The 19,150-nt window shown below is 65.5% G+C and carries 19 protein-coding genes; 2 read left to right on the top strand and 17 right to left on the bottom strand.

Annotation, left to right across the window (positions count from 1 at the left end):
* Window positions 1–30: 30 nt before the first annotated feature.
* The 4 genes from B8V81_RS23185 to B8V81_RS23200 form a co-directional block, all read right to left on the bottom strand.
* Complete coding sequence (locus B8V81_RS23185) at window positions 31–996, bottom strand: GNAT family N-acetyltransferase (protein WP_180968514.1); 966 nt, start codon at window positions 994–996, stop codon at window positions 31–33.
* Window positions 969–1,601, bottom strand: coding sequence for an SGNH/GDSL hydrolase family protein (locus tag B8V81_RS23190; RefSeq protein ID WP_101809282.1), 633 nt, complete (start codon window positions 1,599–1,601; stop codon window positions 969–971). The genes B8V81_RS23185 and B8V81_RS23190 overlap by 28 nt, the downstream gene beginning before the upstream one ends.
* Before the next feature lie 162 nt (window positions 1,602–1,763).
* The gene (locus tag B8V81_RS23195) at window positions 1,764–2,849 is read right to left on the bottom strand and encodes a YeiH family protein (RefSeq protein ID WP_244912806.1); all 1,086 of its coding nucleotides are present in this window, start codon (window positions 2,847–2,849) and stop codon (window positions 1,764–1,766) included.
* Window positions 2,850–3,051: 202 nt separating this feature from the next.
* On the bottom strand, window positions 3,052–3,867 hold the full coding sequence (locus tag B8V81_RS23200; RefSeq protein ID WP_028596881.1) for an alpha/beta fold hydrolase: 816 nt from the start codon (window positions 3,865–3,867) through the stop codon (window positions 3,052–3,054).
* A gap of 146 nt (window positions 3,868–4,013) precedes the next feature.
* On the opposite strand from B8V81_RS23200, the gene B8V81_RS23205 reads away from it, so the two are divergent.
* Window positions 4,014–4,457, top strand: a complete 444-nt coding sequence (locus B8V81_RS23205) for an Lrp/AsnC family transcriptional regulator (protein ID WP_028596882.1) — start codon at window positions 4,014–4,016, stop codon at window positions 4,455–4,457.
* A gap of 67 nt (window positions 4,458–4,524) precedes the next feature.
* On the opposite strand, the gene B8V81_RS23210 is transcribed toward B8V81_RS23205, so the two are convergent.
* The 5 genes from B8V81_RS23210 to B8V81_RS23230 form a co-directional block, all read right to left on the bottom strand.
* Window positions 4,525–4,812 carry a stage VI sporulation protein F gene (locus B8V81_RS23210; RefSeq protein WP_028596883.1) on the bottom strand — a complete coding sequence of 96 codons (288 nt, stop codon included), beginning with the start codon at window positions 4,810–4,812 and terminating at the stop codon, window positions 4,525–4,527.
* A 109-nt stretch (window positions 4,813–4,921) separates the two neighbouring features.
* Window positions 4,922–6,985, bottom strand: coding sequence for an ATP-dependent DNA helicase RecG (gene recG / locus B8V81_RS23215; protein WP_101809283.1), 2,064 nt, complete (start codon window positions 6,983–6,985; stop codon window positions 4,922–4,924).
* A complete protein-coding gene (locus B8V81_RS23220) occupies window positions 6,982–7,839 on the bottom strand; it encodes a DegV family protein (RefSeq protein WP_101809284.1) in 858 nt (285 codons plus the stop codon). The genes recG and B8V81_RS23220 overlap by 4 nt, the downstream gene beginning before the upstream one ends.
* Before the next feature lie 78 nt (window positions 7,840–7,917).
* Window positions 7,918–9,678: a DAK2 domain-containing protein gene (locus tag B8V81_RS23225; protein ID WP_052332838.1), complete on the bottom strand. Its 1,761-nt coding sequence runs from the start codon at window positions 9,676–9,678 to the stop codon at window positions 7,918–7,920.
* 59 nt (window positions 9,679–9,737) lie between these two features.
* Window positions 9,738–10,097, bottom strand: a complete 360-nt coding sequence (locus B8V81_RS23230; protein ID WP_028596887.1) for an Asp23/Gls24 family envelope stress response protein — start codon at window positions 10,095–10,097, stop codon at window positions 9,738–9,740.
* Between the two features lie 290 nt (window positions 10,098–10,387).
* Between B8V81_RS23230 and rpmB the strand changes: the two genes are divergently transcribed.
* Complete coding sequence (gene rpmB / locus B8V81_RS23235) at window positions 10,388–10,576, top strand: 50S ribosomal protein L28 (protein WP_048748286.1); 189 nt, start codon at window positions 10,388–10,390, stop codon at window positions 10,574–10,576.
* Between the two features lie 173 nt (window positions 10,577–10,749).
* On the opposite strand, the gene spoVM is transcribed toward rpmB, so the two are convergent.
* From spoVM to B8V81_RS23275, 8 genes are all read right to left on the bottom strand, one after another.
* Window positions 10,750–10,830, bottom strand: a complete 81-nt coding sequence (gene spoVM, locus B8V81_RS23240; RefSeq protein WP_040711006.1) for a stage V sporulation protein SpoVM — start codon at window positions 10,828–10,830, stop codon at window positions 10,750–10,752.
* A gap of 241 nt (window positions 10,831–11,071) precedes the next feature.
* On the bottom strand, window positions 11,072–11,341 hold the full coding sequence (locus B8V81_RS23245; RefSeq protein ID WP_028596888.1) for a hypothetical protein: 270 nt from the start codon (window positions 11,339–11,341) through the stop codon (window positions 11,072–11,074).
* Between the two features lie 5 nt (window positions 11,342–11,346).
* Window positions 11,347–11,991: a ribulose-phosphate 3-epimerase gene (rpe, locus tag B8V81_RS23250; protein WP_101809285.1), complete on the bottom strand. Its 645-nt coding sequence runs from the start codon at window positions 11,989–11,991 to the stop codon at window positions 11,347–11,349.
* A gap of 2 nt (window positions 11,992–11,993) precedes the next feature.
* On the bottom strand, window positions 11,994–12,917 hold the full coding sequence (rsgA, locus tag B8V81_RS23255) for a ribosome small subunit-dependent GTPase A (RefSeq protein WP_101809286.1): 924 nt from the start codon (window positions 12,915–12,917) through the stop codon (window positions 11,994–11,996).
* Window positions 12,910–15,081 carry a Stk1 family PASTA domain-containing Ser/Thr kinase gene (gene pknB / locus B8V81_RS23260; protein WP_101809287.1) on the bottom strand — a complete coding sequence of 724 codons (2,172 nt, stop codon included), beginning with the start codon at window positions 15,079–15,081 and terminating at the stop codon, window positions 12,910–12,912. Before pknB ends, rsgA begins: the two co-directional genes overlap by 8 nt.
* A 10-nt stretch (window positions 15,082–15,091) precedes the next feature.
* Window positions 15,092–15,850 carry a Stp1/IreP family PP2C-type Ser/Thr phosphatase gene (locus B8V81_RS23265; protein WP_101809288.1) on the bottom strand — a complete coding sequence of 253 codons (759 nt, stop codon included), beginning with the start codon at window positions 15,848–15,850 and terminating at the stop codon, window positions 15,092–15,094.
* Window positions 15,851–15,862: 12 nt separating this feature from the next.
* On the bottom strand, window positions 15,863–16,933 hold the full coding sequence (gene rlmN, locus B8V81_RS23270) for a dual-specificity RNA methyltransferase RlmN (RefSeq protein WP_101809289.1): 1,071 nt from the start codon (window positions 16,931–16,933) through the stop codon (window positions 15,863–15,865).
* Between the two features lie 235 nt (window positions 16,934–17,168).
* Entirely contained in the window at window positions 17,169–19,004 is a 1,836-nt protein-coding gene (locus B8V81_RS23275; protein ID WP_180968515.1) for an LTA synthase family protein, read from the bottom strand.
* Between the last annotated feature and the right edge of the window lie 146 nt (window positions 19,005–19,150).

The raw sequence follows: 19,150 nt of genomic DNA on the forward strand, positions 1-19,150 counted from the left end.
ATCCTACCGCTCGATGCAGCAGCTGTCAATCTATATTTTTATATTCCTACCCGAATAGTGTGAATAGGTGGATTCCAGCCGCTTTTTCATCGCGATGCCCGCCAGCGGCTCCAGCTCCGGACCCAGCTTGCGCAGGATCCGGTACGGCTCCCAGCCCAGTCCGCTGTAAAGCAGCAGCGCCTTGGCATTCGGGCTATGGCAGACGAGATGCAGCTCGTCCGCGCCTAGCCTTTCCCCGGCGTCCCGGCACAGCTTCAGCAGCAGCGCCTCGGCGGCGCCTCGCCCCCGCAGCTCGGGATTCACGATGACGTTGCCGATCCACCATTGCCCCTCGTCCTCGTACACGTTGGCGTAGGCGGCCGGCGTCCCAGAGGCGTCCAGCATCAGCGTCGGCAGCCGGCGCTCCGCGGCGCGCGCCTGCAGCCGCTCCGCCCGCAGCGGCCAGCCGCCGCTCGGGAACATGTAGTACGCTTCCGCCCGGCTGCGCGGCCAGCCTGCGATCTTCTCGAAGTCGGCCGCCTCCGGCTCGCGGCTGCCGTAGCGGCGCAGCTCGCAGCGCCAGCGCTCGCGGCCGGGATGGAGCTCGCCGAGCGGACGCGCCGTGCAGCCGATGCGCCGATAAAAGCCGACGGCGTCGTCGTCCGTCTCGGCGACGAGCCGGCCTGCCGCGGAGCGCTCGAGCGCATGCCGGACGAGCCTGCGGCCGATGCCGCAGCGCTCCGCCTCGGGCAGCACCGCCAGATGCCGCAGCTCGACGCCGCCGTCCGCCTCCCTCCGCCACCCGGCCAGTCCGACGAGCCTTCCTTGCTCGATCCGTCCGGCCAGCTCCAGCTCCGGCTCGCTTTCGTAGCGGGCTGCGATCTCCGCGGCCCGGCCGGGATCGAACAGCGAGCGGGCGAGCAGCGCGTTCCGCTCCTCCCGAGGCCCGGTCCGCAGATCGATCCATCCGCCCTTCCCCTCCGGCGCCGTCAGATCGCCTGCACCGCCTTCAGCCAAGCCTCGGCGATCAGCGCCGCGCCCGCCGCGGACGGGTGAACGCCGTCCGGAGCCCAATAGGCCGGACCTGTCCGAGCCGCCGCTTGCGCGAACAAGCCGTCCAGCGGCACATAGAGCGTCTTGTACTCGCCGGCCAGCTCGCGGACGGCCTGGATTTTCGGATCGAGATCTTCCCGCCACGCCTTCTGCCCTTCGTTCACGGGCAGCACGAACGGCTCGACGAGCACGAGCTGCGGCGAAGAAGCCTCGAGCGCCCGCTCGATCAGCCGGCGATAGCCGTCCTTGTACGCCTGCGCGGTCGTCGGCGAGCCGCTGTCGTACCGGCGCCAGGTGTCGTTGATGCCGATGTAGATCGACAGCCAGTCCGGACGCAGCTCCAGGCAGTCCCGCTCCCAGCGCTCCTGCAGGTCAGCGACCCGATCGCCTCCGATGCCCCGATTGAGGAAGCGCACCCCCTTCTCCGCATGCAGGCTGCCGAACCGGCCCGCCGCCAGAAGCGCGTAGCCCGCGCCGAGGCTTGCCGCGTCGCCGCGGTCGCGTCCCGCGTCGGTAATGCTGTCTCCCTGGAACAATACGAGCGAATGCTCTTGAATAAGCGTCGTCATCTGTGCAAAGCACCTCCAAGAGCCAGTATAAACCGGGGCCGCTGGAAAAGGATACCGTGAAAATCGGACGTTTCGCCGAAACGCCCGATGCGCTCTCCTGGCTCATGCCCGCTCCGGAGACGGAATCTCGTTCCGCTTCGAAACGGCAGGCTTTCGGCCCGCTCATCCTCCCAGTCCGAACAAGCGGACGAGGCCGTAGCCGAGCGCGGCCAGCAGCAGCGAGCCGATCAGGCCGGCGGCGAACACGCGCCCGCCCAGCCGGCGGAACGTGGCGAAGTCGACGCCGAGCCCGAGGCCCGCCATCCCCATCGCGATCAGCAGGTAGGCGGCCGTCGTCATGCCTTGCGCGGCCGCCTGCGGCACGATGCCGAGCGTATGGACGCCGCTCATCGCCAGGAAGCCGAGGATGAACCACGGCGCCGCCACGCGCGTCCGTCCTGCGCCGCCGCCAGCCGAAGCGTCCTGCGCGGCGGCGCGCCGCGACTCGCGGCGCTGCGCCCACAGCCCGATCAGCAGCGCCGCCGGCACGAGCATCGCGACCCGCGTCAGCTTCACGAGCACGGCCATGTCCAGCGCCTCCTGGCCGAACGGCTCCGCCGCCGCCAGCGCATGGGCGACCTCGTGCAGCGTCGATCCGGCCCAGGCGCCGTAAGCGGCCGGGGCGAGCTGCAGCAGCGGCTGCAGCAGCGTGTACGCGATCGTGAAGATCGTGCCGAGGATGGCGACCGTCGCGGCCGCGACAGCGGTCTCCTCGCCCCTCGCCTTCAGCTGCGGCGAGATCGCCGCGACAGCGGCGGCGCCGCAGATCGCCGTGCCGCAGGCGGTCAGCAGAGCGAGCCTGCGGTCCGCTCCGAGCCTGCCCGCCAGCCAGCAGACGAACGGGATCGTCAGCGCGACATGGATCGCATCGATCGCCAGCACGCCGGGACCTGCCGCGACGATGTCCCCGAGGTCGAGGCGCATGCCGAGCAGCACGATGCCGAGGCGCAGCAGCTGCTTGGAGGAAAAGGCGATGCCGGCGGCCGCGCTCAGCGGCACGCCTCCCAGCCATTCGCGGTAGGCCATGCCGAGCAGGATGGCCAGCACGAGCGGTCCCAGCACGCCGAGGCCCGGCAGCTCGCCGAGCATCCTGCCGGCGGCGGCCAGCAGCGCGGTCAGGAACAGCCCCGGCAGCAGTCCAGGCCGCCGCCAGGCAGCGCCTTGCCTCCGCGTCGGGCGAAATGCCTTCGTCTCCAACCGCATCCGCATCCATCCGTCCGCCTTCGCCTCGGCTGGCATCCGCGCCGCCGCGCTCCGTGCGCCTGCGCTCCTCTCGAGCCCGACTGCTATTTTCCCGACATTGCCCGCCATGCGCCTCGCCTCCAGCCCGCTCTTGCTTGCTGCTGTCCACGATACCGCAGAGGAGCTGGAATTCCCAATCCGAATGTCCGATCCGATCGATCAGCAAATCTTATAAGCGGCGCAGGAACGCGGTCACCTCCTCGATGAAGGCGGATTCCATCTCCACATTCGGCAGATGGGCGGAGGGCAGGACAAGCAGCTCTGCGCCCGGTATCGTCTTGGCCAGCAGCTCTCCGTGCTCGGGCAGCGTCACCGGATCCTGCTCGCCGGCGATGACCAGCGTCGGCCGGTCGATGAGCGAGGCCGTCCGGCGCAGGTCCATGTCGCGGATGGCAGCCCAGCTTCCCGCGATTCCCTGCGGACGGGTAGCGAGCACCATCTCGCGGAACGACTTGACGATCGGATTGTCCGGCGTCAGCATGGACGAGGGGAACCAGTTCTTCATGAACGACTCCGCGGTCTCAGGCATGCTGCCCGGCTTCAGCACGGACGCGATCAGGCCTTCCCACAGCTCGGGCGAACCGAGATGAGCGGCGGTATTGCTCAGGATGAGCCGATCGATCCGCTCCGGCGCGTGGATCGCCACCCATTGCGCGACGATGCCGCCGAGCGACAGCCCCAGAAAATGGACCCGATCGATCCGAAGCGCGTCGAGCAGCTCGACGGCATCCCTTCCCAATCGGTCGAGCGAGTAAGGGCCAGCAGGCGTATCCGAGCCTCCATGCCCCCGATAATCATAGCGCAGCAGCCGGAAATGCTCCTTCAGCCGGGCAGCCTGCCCTTCCCACATGTCCATCGAAGTCGCGATCGAGTTCGCCAGCAGCAGCACCGGCTTGTCCACCGATCCGTCGAGCCGGTACGCGATCCGCACGCCGTCTCCCGTCGTGAACTCGAGCGCGCCTTGCTTCGTTTCAAGTGTCGCCATCGTCCTTCACTCCCTCTTTCGTTGATAGTGACAGTTTACGGAACCGGCACTACAATCGAAATAAGAAATCAACGGAGTTCGAGGGCTGAATCTTTATTTCTATCGTACGTTCAGGCCCTTGCCCGATAAAAACGAGGTGGCTCAGCATGGATTCGATCGATTTCAAGATTTTGGCCATTCTGCACGACAATGCCAGGATCACAGTCTCGGAGATAGGCCGGATGATCGCGATGTCGCAGCCTGCCGTGACCGAAAGACTGCGCAAGCTGGAGGAGCGCGAAGTGATCACGGGGTACGGAGCCAAACTGTCGCCGTCCAAGCTAGGCAAGCATGCGGCCGCGTTCGTCCTGTTCAAGACCGCTTCGTGCAAGGACTTCGAAGCTTTTGCCGATACGGCCCCCGAGATCGTCGACCTCTACCGGACGAGCGGGGAGTACAACTATTTGATGAAGGTCATGACCGAAACGGGCGAGTCGCTGGAAGCGTTTCTGGAAACTTGCCACGCCTTCGGCTTCTCCTCGACTCTGGTCGTCCTTTCGACCCGATTCGAAGACCGAAGCCTCGTCGCCGGCCGCGAAGCGCCCAACTAATCGAGAGAAATAAAAGCGGCTCCGCCCGAAGGCGGAGCCGCTTGGCGTTCGAGGCGCCTCCGCCCGTTCAGCGGAACATGCCCCACAGCTTGATGAGATGGAACGTATTGTTCGGATCGATCTTCTGGCCGAGCACGAACTGCACGAGCTGCTCCTCCTGCGTGTCCGTCAGCTTCTCGTGCAGGATGCTCGCCGCGCTCTTGACGAGCTTGCGCACTTTGGCGCGGTCGGCGAGATCGTACTTGGTCAGCCCGTTCACGAGCAGCTTGATCCGCTCCTTGACGGCCGGGTTTTTCAGCTTCAGCTTGACGCGTTCGACGAATTCGGGCCGGATTCCGTATTTGACGTAGCTCATGCAGCAGGGCACCTCCATCGATTTGGTCGGGCTTCCGCCCCTAACCACCGATGTTACTATATGCCCTCGTCTGCCCGGAGTTGCCTCCTCCGCATTCGTCCATGCCGATTCAGTCGAGCTGGCTGCCCTGGAAAATCGGATCCTTGGCGAGGATCGCGCGCAGCGGCGCATATTCCTCCTCCGTCCAGAATCCGTCCTCGGCGGCCAGCTCCGCCGCGTCCTCGCGGGCCGCCTCCAGCACGGCGAAGTCCGCCGCCATGTCGGCCAGCTTGAAGTCCGGCATGCCGCTTTGCTTCGTGCCGAAAAAATCTCCCGGTCCGCGCAGCTCCAGATCGCGGCGGGCCACCTCGAAGCCGTCGTCGGTCTCCTGCATGACCGCCATCCGCTCCTTGCCGGTCTCCGTCTTGGGATCCGCGACGAGCACGCAGTACGACGCATGGGCGCCGCGTCCGACGCGGCCGCGCAGCTGATGCAGCTGCGACAGCCCGAAGCGCTCCGCGTCCATGATGATCATGAGCGTCGCGTTCGGCACGTCGACGCCGACCTCGACGACCGTCGTGGCGACGAGCACCTGCACGTCCGCCGCGGCGAACGCCGCCATGACCTCGTCCTTTTCCGATGCCGTCATGCGCCCGTGCAGCAGCCCGATCCGCAGATCGGGAAACGCCTGCTGCAGCTGCACGAACTGGTCGATCGCGTTCTGCACGTCGAGCTTCTCCGATTCCTCGATGAGCGGGCAGATGACGTACGCCTGCCGGCCGCCGTCGATCTCGCGCCGGATGAAGCCGTACACGCGGTCCATCATGCCGTGCTTGACCCAGTACGTCTGGATCGGGATGCGCCCCTTCGGCCGCTCCTTGATCGTCGAGACGTCCATGTCGCCGAACGCCGTGATCGCCAGCGTCCGCGGAATCGGCGTCGCCGTCATCGTCAGCACGTCCGGGCTCGGCCCCTTGCGCCGCAGCACGCTGCGCTGGTTGACGCCGAAGCGATGCTGCTCGTCGGTGACGACGAGGCCGAGCGAGCGGAATTCCACATCGTCCTGGATGAGCGCATGCGTGCCGATGAGCACGTCGATCAGCCCCATCTGCAGGCCGGCGAGCAGGTCCCGGCGCTTCTTGTCGCTGACGCTGCCTGTCAGCAGCGCCGTCTGCAGCCCCGTCCCTTCGTACAGGCGCGTCAAGGAGCGCATATGCTGCTCGGCTAAAATCTCGGTCGGCACCATGAGCGCGCCTTGATGGCCCGCCTTGACGGCGGCGAGCAGCGCGATCGCGGCGACGACGGTTTTGCCGGCGCCGACGTCGCCCTGCAGCAGCCGGTTCATCGCCGACGGCTGGCGCATGTCGGCGAGAATCTCGTTGATGACCTTCTTCTGCGCATCGGTCAGCTCGAACGGCAGCGAGGCCGCGAACTGCCGGATGATCTCCGGATCGACGCGATGCACGATGCCGTCCGCCTTGCGCCGGTTCAGCATGCGGTACGCCTGCAGCTTGAGCTGGAACAGGAACAGCTCCTCGTAGACGAGCCGCCGCCGCGCGCCCTGGCCGTCCTTCGGATCGTCGGGATGATGGATGTGATAGACCGCCTCGCTTCTCGGCATGAGGCGGTATTTGCGCAGCAGCCGCTCCGGCAGGTTCTCCTCCAGCAGCGGCCCGAACTGCTCCAGCGCCTGGCGAATCGTCTTGCGCATCCACGATTGCGTGATCGTGCCGCCGACGGAATAGACCGGCTGCAGCGTGCCGGTCTTGGCCGTTCCCTTGTCCGGAAACTCCGAATCGGTGACGGTGATCTGCATGCGCCGCGCATCCCACTTGCCGGTCAGCGTAATTTCCCGACCGAGCTGCAGCTGGTCCTTGATGAACATGCGGTTGAACCAGACGGCGGTGATCAGCTGCCCGTCCGCCTCCGTCTTCGCGGTGATGCGCGTCTTGCCCTTGCCGAAGCGGGCGACCATCGGCAGGCCGCGCACGATGCCTTGGATCGTGATCTTCTCCCCGTCCTTGACCTCGGCCAGCGAGCGCAGCCGGTAGTCCTCATAGCGGAACGGGAAGTAGTTCAGCAGATCCAGCACGGTATAGATGCCAAAGGCGTGAAGCTCCTGCTCCTTCGGAGCGCTCACGCCTTTGATTTGCCTCGCCGGAACGGATTCCGGCAGGGCAGATGGAGGATTCATTTGCGGTGCATGAACACGGCGACGGTGCCGGGACCGACATGGGCGCCGACGACCGGACCGAGCGTCGTGATGGAAGTCGACTGCACGTTGAAGCTCGACGTGATCGCCTCCTGCAGGTCCAGAGCGGAGCCTCTCTGATGCGTCCAGGCGAAGTGAACGGCGACCGGCTGCTCCGGCGGGAACTTCTCGCGAAGCATGTCGACGATGCGCTGGATCGCTTTTTTGGAGCCGCGCACCTTGTCTACCGGCGTGATCACGCCGGTAGGGTCGATCGTCAGGATCGGCTTGATATTTAGGATAGAGCCGATGAGTGCGGAAGCCTTGCCGATCCGTCCGCCTTTTTGGAGGTATTCGAGCGTGTCGACGAGGAAGTACAGCTCCGTCTCGCTGCGCATGCGCTCGATCTCGGCCAGGATCTCGTCCTTGGAGCTGCCCTCGCGGGCCATCTGCGCGGCGCGGATGACGAGCATGCCGATGCCGCAGGAAGCCGAACGGGAGTCGAACACGGCGATGTCCGCCTCGCGCTCGAGCATCGTGCTCGCGAGCAGCGCCGACTGGTACGTGCCGCTGAACTGCGAGGACAGATGGATGGAGAGGATCGGCGCGTCCGGCGTCTCGTCCAGCAGCCGCTCGTAGACGGCCATGAAGTCGGCCGGCGACGGCTGGGAGGTCGTCGGCAGGCCGCTGAATTCGACCAGCTTGTCGTAGAACGCCTCCGACTTCAGCGTGATCGAGTCCAGAAAGGCTTCCGTGCCGAACAGGACCTGCAGCGGCACCATCTCGATGCCGAGCTCCCTTCGGATCTCCTCCGGAATATCCGACGTGCTGTCGGTTACGATGCGAACCTGAGTCATAGGGCTACCTCCACGGCCCTGCGTCCCGCTGTCGGGGAACGCAAGGAATGATATGCCGCTCCAGCGGCGCGGCTTCGATTATTCGAGGGCGAATAAATACGGATAAAGAGGCTGTCCGCCCTCATGCACTTCAAGCTCGATGTCCGGATAGGTCTCGGAGACCCAGCTCGCCAGCTCGTCCGTGCCGGACGGCTCGGAGCCCTCGCCGGTGAGGATCGTCAGCAGGTCTCCGCCGTTCTCGAGCAGCTGGCCGATGAGGCCGCGGCACGCTTCCTGGAGGTCCGGCTCGGAGATGACGATCCGTTTTTCGACGATGCCGATGTAGTCGCCCTCCTGCACCTCGACGCCGTCGATCTCCGTCTGGCGCACCGCCTGGGTGACGCTGCCGGAGCGGACCGCTTCCGCGGCGCCGGCCATGAGGGCCGTATTGCGCTCCGGCGTCTCGCTCTCCTTGAAGGCGAGCACGGCGGCGAGCCCTTGGGGCACCGTGCGGGTCGGGATGACGGATACGGAGCGTTCGGACAGCTCGGCCGCCTGCTCCGCCGCCAGAATGATGTTGCCGTTGTTGGGCAGCAGGAAGATATGCTCCGCCGGCAGCGAGTCGATCGCCTTGAGGAAGTCCTCCGTGCTCGGGTTCATCGTCTGGCCGCCCGAGAGGACGACGTCGACGTTGTTGTCGCTGAAAATGCCGGAGATGCCGTCGCCGATCGCGACCGCGACGATGCCGTACGGCGCCCATTCATAAGCGGCCTCGGCGATGCCCTGCGGCGAGGCGCCGGTCAGCACCTCGGCGACGGCCAGCGCCTCATCCGGCGCGAGGTCGGAGCCGAGAGCGCTGAAGTCGATCTCCTCGCCGACGATCTCCCGATGCTGCTCGCGCATGTTGAGGATATGCAGCTCGGTCAGCTCGCCGTACTGGTACGCCAGGTTGAGCACGTCGCCGGGACGGCGGGAATGCACGTGCACCTTGACGATCTCGTCGTCGGCGATCACGATGATGGAGTCCCCGTCCACGGCGAGCGCCCGCCGGAACGCGTCCTCGTCGAACGCCGGAGCTCCCGGAGGCGCGAGCCGGCGCTTGATGAAGAACTCCATGTCGTAGAAGAACTCGATCTCGCTCGTCGACAGCTGGGCCTGGGCATTGCCACCCGCGGAAGGGATGGACGGCCTGGCCGGCTCGGCGGCGCGCGGAGCGTCCGCCAGGTAGCGGAACGACTCCGCCGGAGCCGCCTCGCTCGCCGTGTCGCCCGTCTCCGCCGGGCTGCCGGCGAGGTACTCGAGAAAGCCTTCGTAAATGAGCACGAGGCCCTGGCCTCCGGAGTCGACGACGCCGACCTGCTTGAGCACCGGCAGCAGCTCCGGCGTGCGCTGCAGCGATTCGTTCGCCGCCGCGTACACCTCCTGCAGCAGCGACTCCATGTCAGGCGCCCGGCGGGCGGCCTGCTGGGCATGCCGCGCCGTCTCGCGCGCGACGGTGAGGATTGTGCCCTCCACCGGCTTGACGACGGCCTTGTAGGCCATGTCGACGCCTTGCTGGAGCGCCGCCGCGAATTGGCTCGGGTCGGCCTCGTCGAGTCCGGACAGCGCCTTGGCCGTGCCGCGGAACAGCTGGGACAGAATGACGCCGGAGTTGCCGCGAGCGCCCATCAGCAGTCCCTTGGACAGCGCCTCCGCCGTACGGCCGACCGAGTCCGAGCGCTTGCTCTGCAGCTCGCGCACCCCCGAGGCCATCGTTAAGTTCATGTTCGTTCCCGTATCGCCGTCCGGAACGGGAAATACATTCAGAGCGTTGACGCGCTCCGCGCCGCGCTGCAGCTTCTCCGCACCGAGCAAAGCCATACCGGCGAAGTCCGAACCATTAATAAAGCGCTTTCCCAAGCAAAATTTCCCCTTCCTGACTAACGGATGACCCGCACGCCCTGGACAAAAATATGGACATGGTCGACCTTCAGGCCGATCACTTCATTCAGTACGTATTTGACCTTGGTCTGGATGTTGTGGGCAACCTCGGAAATCCGGGTGCCGTAGCCGACGATGATGTGCAGGTCGATATGCGTCTCCTCGTTCTCGCGCCGCACCTCGACGCCTCTCGAGAGGTTGTCCCGCTTCAGCAATTCGGCGATTCCGTCCTTGAGCTGCTTGCGGGATGCCATGCCGACAAGGCCGTAGCATTCCAGCGCCGCCGAGCCCGCGATGACGGCGATTACATCGTCTGTTACGTTGATTTTACCTAATTCGTTGGCAAGCTGCATAGGCATGGCCGGTCACACGCTCCTTCTCTGCGGGCCGTTCGGCTGATGCCGACTGCGCCCAAAGCCCCGATTTGGCCGGGACTGACCTTCATTGTACTATAAACGGAGCCGTTTATGAAGTCTGAAACGCCGTTCTCTTCCGTTTTCGCGTATTTGCGCCGTTTTCCCGCCCGCGTCTCCTGCCAAACGATGGTTGATGAGACGGACGTTCTATGATAAGATAACCAAGTATGTTTGCCTACGGAATCCTTCGGTTTCGTACTTGCAACCTGCAAGCTGCAAAGGAGGTGTACTGCATGTCTCGCAAATGCTTCGTTACGGGTAAGGCACCCGGCACAGGAAACCATGTTTCCCACGCGAATAACCGCAACCGCCGCACTTGGGGCGTCAACGTTCAGAAGGTCCGCATTCTGGTCGACGGCAAGCCAAAACGCGTTTGGGTCAGCACCCGCGCACTGAAATCCGGCAAAGTCACTCGTGTATAACCGCAAAAACAGCGTTCCGCCGTTCACCAGACGGCAGGAACGCTGTTTTTTTTCGCCCTGCCGCGGCTTGCCCCTGCCGCGGCACGCGAAAAAGAGCGTGCGCCGTGCCGGCGCGGCGCTCTCTGACGCTCGGGATCGAAAGTCGGGCGGCCGGCAGCCGCAGTCGCCATCGCTCAGCTTTTCTGGAAGGTGTTCAGGATCGCCTTGACGAATCCGCCCAAAAACTTCGGCAGCTTGATCGTATAGAACTTCATGCTTCATCCCTCCTCGAGATCGCTGATCGTTGACGGGCAGCACTGCCGGGCCTGCATGTTCATCCCCGTTTCAGGCCGCACGGGCCCATTCCCTCGAAAGCAAAAAAGGCTACAAGAACCTAGGTTCATGTAACCATCCTATGCGGACCCGCGATGTCCTATTCCGGGGGCCGAGCCCAAGTTGCCGGCGAGAAGGCGCCGCATGCCGGCGCTCCGCTGCCTCGTCCCGGCCGTGAAGCCGCTAGGGCGCGGTCGGCATGCCGTCGCGGATGAACATCACCATCGTGACGAACAGCACGATCAGGAAGAAGAAAACGAGCGCGGAAACGACAAAGCCGATGCGGCGCCAGAGCGATTCGTGGCTGCGGAAGAAGCGCACGCCGAGCCAAAGCGCGATCAGCGAGAAGACGAAGCGGAGCATGCTCTGGACGAGCACGAACATCGCCAGCAGCGCTCCGCCGAGCAGCGCGTAGCCGGCGACGACCGCGATGGTTTTCAGCCTCTCTCTCATCCGGCCTACCTCAGCGCGGCGATCGCCGCGGCAGGCGACTGATGGCCGAAGACGAAGCTGCCGGCGACGAGCACGTTCGCGCCGGCCTCGCGCACGAGCGCCGAGGTCGACGGATTGATGCCTCCGTCCACCTGGACGGAGACGCCGCTCAGGCCGCGCTCGTGCAGCCGCGAGCGCAGGTCGCGCAGCTTCTGCAGCGAGTACGGGATGAACGACTGGCCGCCGAAGCCGGGATTGACCGTCATGACGAGCACGAGGTCGACATCCTCCAGCACCGGCTCCAGCAGGCTGATCGGCGTCCCCGGATTGATCGCGACTCCGGCCGGAAGCCCGAGCTCCTTGATCTGATGCAGCGTGCGGTGCAGATGCGTGCAAGCCTCGAGATGCACGGTGATGCGGTCCGCGCCGGCCGCCGCGTAATCGGCGATGCTGCGCTCCGGCTGCTCGATCATCAGATGCACGTCGAAGGGAAGCTTCGTCGCTCCCCGCACGGCGGAGATGACCGGCGGGCCGAACGTCAGGTTCGGCACGAACCGGCCGTCCATGACGTCGACGTGGATCCAGTCGGCGCCGGCCTGCTCGATCGCGGCGATCTCATCGCCGAGCTTGGCAAAATCAGCGGATAGAATCGAGGGTGCGATGATGGTCATGGTCAGTACCTCCGCTTTTTCTCTTTCATCTCGCCCAGGAACTGGACGTAGCTGTCATGCCGGCTTTGCGCCGCCTCGCCCGCCGCCAGCGCCGCCAGCACGGCGCAATCCGGCTCATGCGTATGCGTGCAGCCCCGGAACTTGCAGCCTGCGGACAGCGCCCGGAACTCGCGGAAGCCGTAGCCGAGGTCCTCGATGCCGAGCTCCTGAAAATCGAGCTGGCTGAAGCCCGGCGTATCCGCTACATAGCCGCTGCCGACGCGCACCAGCTCGACGTGCCGGGTCGTATGCCGTCCGCGGCCGAGCCGGGCGCTGATCTCGCTCGTCTCCAGCTCGAGCCCGGGCAGCAGCGCGTTGAGCAGCGAGGACTTGCCGACGCCGGACTGTCCGGCGAACAGCGCGAGCCGCCCTTCGAGCGTCCCGCGCAGCTCCTCGAGGCCGGAGCCTTGACGCGAGCTCGTACCGATGACCCGGTAGCCGATGCGTCCATAGATCCGCTGCACCGTCTCCGCCGCCTCGATCGCCTCCTTGCGGCCCTCCTCCGACAAGTCCTGCTTGCTGAGGCAGAGCACCGCCTCCAGTCCCGCATGCTCGATGTGGACGAGGAACTTGTCCAGCAGCGTCAGGCTGAGCGAAGGCTCCGTGACCGAAAAGACGAGCACGGCCAAATCGGCGTTGGCGACCGGCGGCCGCACGAGCTCCGTCGTCCGCGGATGGATCGCCTCGACCGTGCCTTCTCCCGTGCCGCTGACGCTGAAGTCGACGCGGTCGCCGACGAGCGGCGACTCGCCGCGCTTCTTGAAGATGCCGCGCGCGCGGCATTGGATCGGCTGCTCCGAGCCGCCGTCCTCCGCCACATAATAGTAGCCGCTCAGAGCTTTGACGATGAGTCCTTGGCCCTCGCGGGCCGAGCCGTCCTTAGTCATCGTGTCCGTCCTCCCCGTCGCCGCTGCCGAAGGCGGTCTCCTGGCCGTCGCTCTGCCCGTCGGGGCTCGCGGCCGCGTTCGGATCGGCCGACGGGCTCGTTTCCGGCGAGGCGACAGGCGGCGGGCTCGGCTCGGAGCCCGGCACGGTCGTCGGGCCGCTGTCGGCGCCGCTCTTCACCTCGTCGTATGTGCGGGAGAACGTGTCGGCGAGCTGGCCGTCGCGGTAGACGCTGACGAACGCCTCCGTGTTCGGCGCGAGCACGACCTTCACCGGGAAGCTGCGCGTATCCTTGATCGCGCGCTTGTGGGCCTCGATGTCCTTGCCGGTCGCGTCGGTGTAGACGATGCGGATCTCGCTCGCCTTGCCGGCCCGAGCCGGAGAGATGAGCAGGTCGAACGTGTACTCCAGCGCGTCCTTCGGCAGGCCCGAGCTGACGGTGATCGACACCTGCTCGCCCTTGCGGGCCGGACTGCCGGCATCGTAAGGGAACTGCGAGAGCACTTCGCCCTCCGGCCTGTAGCTGCCTTCCTTGACGATGTTGTCTTCTCGAAGCTGCAAGCCCGCGTCCGCGATGAGCTTGCGGGCCTCCTCGGTCGTCTTGCCGACGAGATCCGGCATCTTCACCGTCTCCGGACCTTTGCTGACGGTCAGCGTCACCGTATCGACGAGCGGATCAAGCTGGCTGTTCGCGCCCGGCTCCTGGCTCAGCACGACGCCCGGCTCCGCCGAATCGTCGGCGACCTCGTTCAGGCGGATCGATCCTTCCGGGACGCCGAGCGCCCGAAGCGCCGCGACGACGTCGGAGGCCTTCTGCCCCTTGTAGTCCCCGAGCTGCTTGAGCTCAGGCCCGTCGCTGATCGACAGCCTGACCCGCGAGCCGGTCTTCACGCGCATGTTGGACTTGGACTGGGCGAATACCTGATCCTTCGGCACGTCCGGCTTGAACGCCCGGATGGACGGCTCCTCCAGCAGCAGCCCCTTCGCCTCGAGCGCGGCTTTGGCGTCCGTCTCGGTCATGCCGACGACATAAGGCACGTCGACCTCCGCGACGTCGAGCGAGCCGGAGACGAGCCGGAACACGCCGTAGACGGCGGCCAGCACGGCCAGCGTCGAGAGCACGATGACGAGCGGCTTCACCCAGCCGCGCCGGCGCGCCGGCTCCTCGTCCTGTTCTTCGTCGACGGCCTCCTGGCGAGCGGTCGCATGTCCGTCCTCCGGCAGCGGAGGCGGCTCTGCGCCCGCACGGACCGACTCCTTGAGCCCGAGGCCCGGACGAATCGCCGGCATGACGCGCGTCTCGTCGAAGTCGCCGCCGCCGAACTGCAGCTTCGGCTCGTTGCGGCGCGCAGGCGACAGCGCCGTCTCCAGATCCTCCAGCATCTCGCCCGCCGAGCGGTAGCGCTCGGACGGATTTTTGCGCAGCGCCTTGATGATGATGTTCTCGACGCTCTGCGGCACGAGCGGATTGACCGTGCGAGGATCCTCCAGCGGCTCCTGCAGATGCTTGAGCGCGACGCTGATCGGGCTCTCTCCGAGGAAAGGCAGCTTGCCGGTCACCATCTGGTAGAGCACGATGCCGAGCGAGTAGATGTCGGACTTCTCGCCGGCGCTGACGCCCTTGGCATGCTCCGGCGAGAAGTAATGCACCGAGCCGATGACGGAGCCTGTCTGGGTGATCGTCGACGAGGTGACGGCGCGCGCGATGCCGAAGTCCGTCACCTTGACGCGGCCGTTCTTGCCGATCAGGATGTTGTGCGGCTTGATGTCCCGATGGATGATATGGTTCTGATGGGCATGGTCGAGGGCGTCGGCGATCTGCGCCGCGATGCGCACCGCCTCGTCCGCCTGGAGCGGCGCGCGCTCCTGGATGACCTCGTTGAGGTTTTGGCCGTCGACGCATTCCATGACGATATAGTGGATCTCTTCTTCCTGGCCGACATCGTAGATGCTGACGACGTTCGGATGGGACAGCGCCGCCGCCGACTGGGCTTCCCGCCGGAAGCGGCGGATGAACTCCTCGTCGTGCACGTACTGCTGCCGCAGCACCTTGACCGCGACGTTGCGGCTGAGCAGCAGGTCATGGGCCTTGTAGACGAGCGCCATGCCCCCGCCGCCGATGCGCGTCAGAATCTCGTAGCGGCCCCCTAGTTCTCTTCCGATCATGATGAAGTCCTCACTCCTCCCCGTCCGCTGCGGCGCCGGATTGCATCAGGACTACCGTGATATTGTCGTCTCCGCCGGCGGCGAGCGCGAGCGAGATGAGGCGGTCCGCCTTGGCCTCGAGGCTTGGGCCAACCTCTCCCGCCACTTGCAGCAGCTCGCTGTCGTCCAGCATGCCGCTCAGGCCGTCGCTGCACAGCAGCAGGATGTCGCCCGGCTGCCAGTCGAGCATCCGGACGTCCAGCTCCACCTCCTCGTCGGTGCCGAGCGCACGCGTCAGCACGTTGCGGCGCGGATGATGGGCCGCCTCCTCGAAGCTGATCTGGCCGGAGCGCACGAGCTCGTTGACGAGCGTGTGGTCCTCGGTCAGCTGGACGATGCCCTGCTCCGAGATCCGGTACGCGCGGCTGTCGCCGATATGGCCGAGGATGAGGCGGCTGTCCTCGACGAACAGGGCCGCGACGACCGTCGTGCCCATGTTGTGGTACTGCTCGTTGCGGGACGCCATGTCGTACACGACCTCGTTGGCGCGCCGGATCGCCTCCTGCAGCATGCGGCTCGCCTCGTCGGCGGATACCCCCGCCGGAAGCGGCTCCATCGCCTCGCGGAAGGCGTCGACGGCGAGCTGGCTGGCGACGTCGCCGGCCTGATGGCCGCCCATGCCGTCGGCCACGATCGCAAGCGTCAGCCCTCCGGCCGTCACGCCTGCCCAGGAACGATCCTCGTTGGCCATCCGGATGCGGCCGATATCACTGCGGTTCACTGTCAACATCCCGTCACCTCGTTACGTTAGTTCCATATGTTTCGCGCGAAGCTGCCCGCAGGCAGCGGCGATGTCATGGCCCTGCTCGCGACGGATCGTCGCGTTGATGCCGTTTTTCTCGAGAATGCGCTGGAACTCGAAAATATCCTCCCGCGGCGTGCGCACGTACTTGCGCTCCGGCACATGGTTGACCGGGATGAGGTTGACGTGGCAAAGCATGCCCTGCAGCACCTCGGCGAGCTCCTGCGCATGCTCGGGACGGTCGTTCGTGCCGCCGATGAGCGCGTACTCGAACGTGATGCGGCGCCCGGTCTTGGCGATGTAGTTGCGGCAGGCGTCGATGACCTCCTGGAACGGATAGCGGCGGTTGACCGGCATCAGCTTGGAGCGCAGCTCGTCGTTCGGGGCATGGATCGAGATCGCGAGGTTGATCTGCGTATTCTCCTCCGTGAACTTGTACATGCTCGGCACGATGCCGCTCGTGGAGACGGTGATGTGGCGCTGGCCGATGTTCAGTCCCTTCGGATGGATCATCATGCGCAGGAACGCCATCGTCGCCTCGTAGTTCTCGAACGGCTCGCCGGAGCCCATGATGACGATGCTCGACACCCGCTGATCCTCCGGATCGAGCATCTGCTGCGCCTTGACGACCTGCGCGACGATCTCGCCCGACGTCAGGTTGCGCTTGAGGCCGCCGAGCGTCGAGGCGCAGAACGTGCAGCCGATCCGGCAGCCGACCTGCGTCGTGACGCAGACGCTGTTGCCGTAGTTGTGGCGCATGATGACCGTCTCGATCGCATGGTTGTCATGCAGGCCGAACAGGAACTTGACCGTGCCGTCCTTGGACTCGAAGCGGGTGATCTCGTTCAGGGTGATGAACTGGAACGAGTCCGCCAGCTTGTCCCTCAGCGGCTTCGGCAGGTTCGTCATCTCGTCGAACGAGGAGACGCGCTTGACATAGAGCCAGTCGAACAGCTGGCCGGCACGGAAGGCGGGCTCTCCCTGCTCCTTCATCCAGTCCTGCAGCTGCTCCAGGGAATAGTCATATATAAAGGGTGTTTCCACGATATAAGGCTGATCGAATGCTTTCATCTCAATGCTTCATCTCATTTCATCGTTCTTGGAGCGCCGTCCGGCACTGCCTCCGCAGGACGCTCGTCGCTCTAGTTTACCACAAACGTCCATTCCAAGACCACAGCCATGCCTAGCCCGGCCTCGCTGCCGCTGGCCGCCCACGCGAGGACGGGCGGAAGGAGCCGGCTCGAGGCGGCCCGGCGCAACAAGAAAGGACGGAGCCGCCGCTCCGTCCATCCTTGCTCCCGCCGCCTTAGCTTCCTTCCCCGAACAGCAGCTCCTTGGCGTACCCTTGGCCTTCGAGCAGGTCGAACTGGATCATGCGGTAGTCGTCCAGCAGGCGCTGCTGCTCCTCCGTCAGCGCCGCCTTGTCGAGCGCCGCGCCTCCGGCGCCCAGCGTCACCTTTTTGCCGAGGCCGGGCAGCTGCTGCCGCACCGCCTCGAGCAGCTTGTAGAAAGCCGGCTGCGGAAGTCCCGCATAACGCAGCGCGAGCGGTCCGGCGAACGACGGGCTGATCGTCCCGAGCGGCTCACGTCCGAGCTCGTAGTTCGCCAGCAGCAGCAGCGGCGTCTCATGGCGCAGGCGCTCGTCAGTCCAGCCGGCATCCTCGTAAATTTTCGCCGGAAGCCCCGGCAGATGGTCGCCCCAGAGCACGACGAGCGTCGGCCGATCCAGCTTCTGGATCGCTTCGTTCAGGTAGCGGAGCGCGCCGTCCGTCTGCTTGATGCCCTCGACGTACGTCTCCAGCTGGTCCTTCAGCGCCGGATCGACGCCTTCGGCCTCGATCGAGTTGCCGCCGTGGATCTCCTTGTTCGTATACGGGTAATGGTTCTGCATCGTGACCAGATGCAGGAACAACGGCTTGCCGTCCGCCTTCTCCAGCTCCTGCGCCGCTTCCTTCATCGCCGCCATATCGGACAAATAGCTGCGCGAGCCGAGCCACTCGCGGTTTTTCATGTCGTCCTGCCCGATGAACCGCTCGAAGCCCAGCATCGGATAGACCTGGTTGCGGCTGTAGAACGTCTTGTCGTACGGGTGGAGAGCGAGCGCGTCGTAGCCCCGGCTCTTGAGGATGCTCACGACCGAGGGCAGATCCGTCTGCTTCGTCAGATTTTGCTGGAACGGCACCGCGCCGTCATGAAGCAGCGACATCGACAGCCCCGTCAGCGCCTCGAACTCGACGTTCGCCGTGCTGCCGCCGAATTCGGGGGAAAGGACGTAGCCGGACGGCCGGGACTGCTGCGCGCCATGCCAAAACGGCAGCGGATCCTCGGCGAGCTTGTATTCCGTCAGCCGCGTCGCGTCGAACAGCGCCTCGTTCATGACGAACACGATGTTCGGAGGCTCGGACGGCGATGCCGCCGGCGGAGCCTCGGGCAGCGAGCCGTAGCGCTCCGCGATGGCCTCCACCGCCTCCCTCCCGTAGCCTTCCGGCTCGTCGATCAGCGTCTGGTTCAGGTTGGAGGCGAAGGCCAGCACGAACCCGTTGTAGCGGTAGTTCGCCTTTTGATCCCAGAAAATGTTCTGGTAGCTGAGCTTGTCGAGCAGCGCCGGATATTTGCCCCCTGCGGTCTGCACGAACAGCGCGACCGCCGTGATCGACGCGGCGGCGAGCGCGACGCGCAGCACGAGCGGAAAACGCAGCTTCGGAAGCTTGAAGGTGAGCCAGCCGAGGCCGGCCAGCACGAGCGCGGTGAGGATGAGCACGACCGGCGAGAACAGGCCGTCGGCCATCGAGACCATCTCGGACATGTTCTTCAGCTGCATGAGATCCCAAGGGAACAGCGGCTCCCCGGTCGCTTTCATCTTTTCGTAAACGGCCAGGCCGGTCAGGCCGGCGACGGCGCCGACGAGCAGCGAGCCTCCGTACACGTTGCGGAACAAGGCCGCCGCCCCGCACAGCAGGAAAAAGAAAAACGTGCTGCCCCAAAAGAACATCGGCAGCTGTCCGGCCGCCCAGTCCCAGGCGGCGCCGGCGTCGAAGCCGAGCGCCGAGGCCTGGATATAGAAATGAATGATCATGCCGAAACCGTAAAGGCCGAGCAGCGTGGACAAATATCGGATGCTCCGGCGGAACTTGCTCTTCATGCGCATCTTCTCCTGTAAGCGGTCTTCGCGAGCTTTCCTTTTACGATAGTTTAATATAAACCGCTCCGAGGCGCCAATGAAAAAGCGCTCGCGAACCGGTTCGCGAGCGCGGAAAGCGACGGCTGCGGCGCCGGCGCGCGGCCTCA

Source organism: Paenibacillus pasadenensis, from assembly GCF_002864175.1.
Lineage (GTDB): Bacteria > Bacillota > Bacilli > Paenibacillales > Paenibacillaceae > Paenibacillus_O > Paenibacillus_O pasadenensis.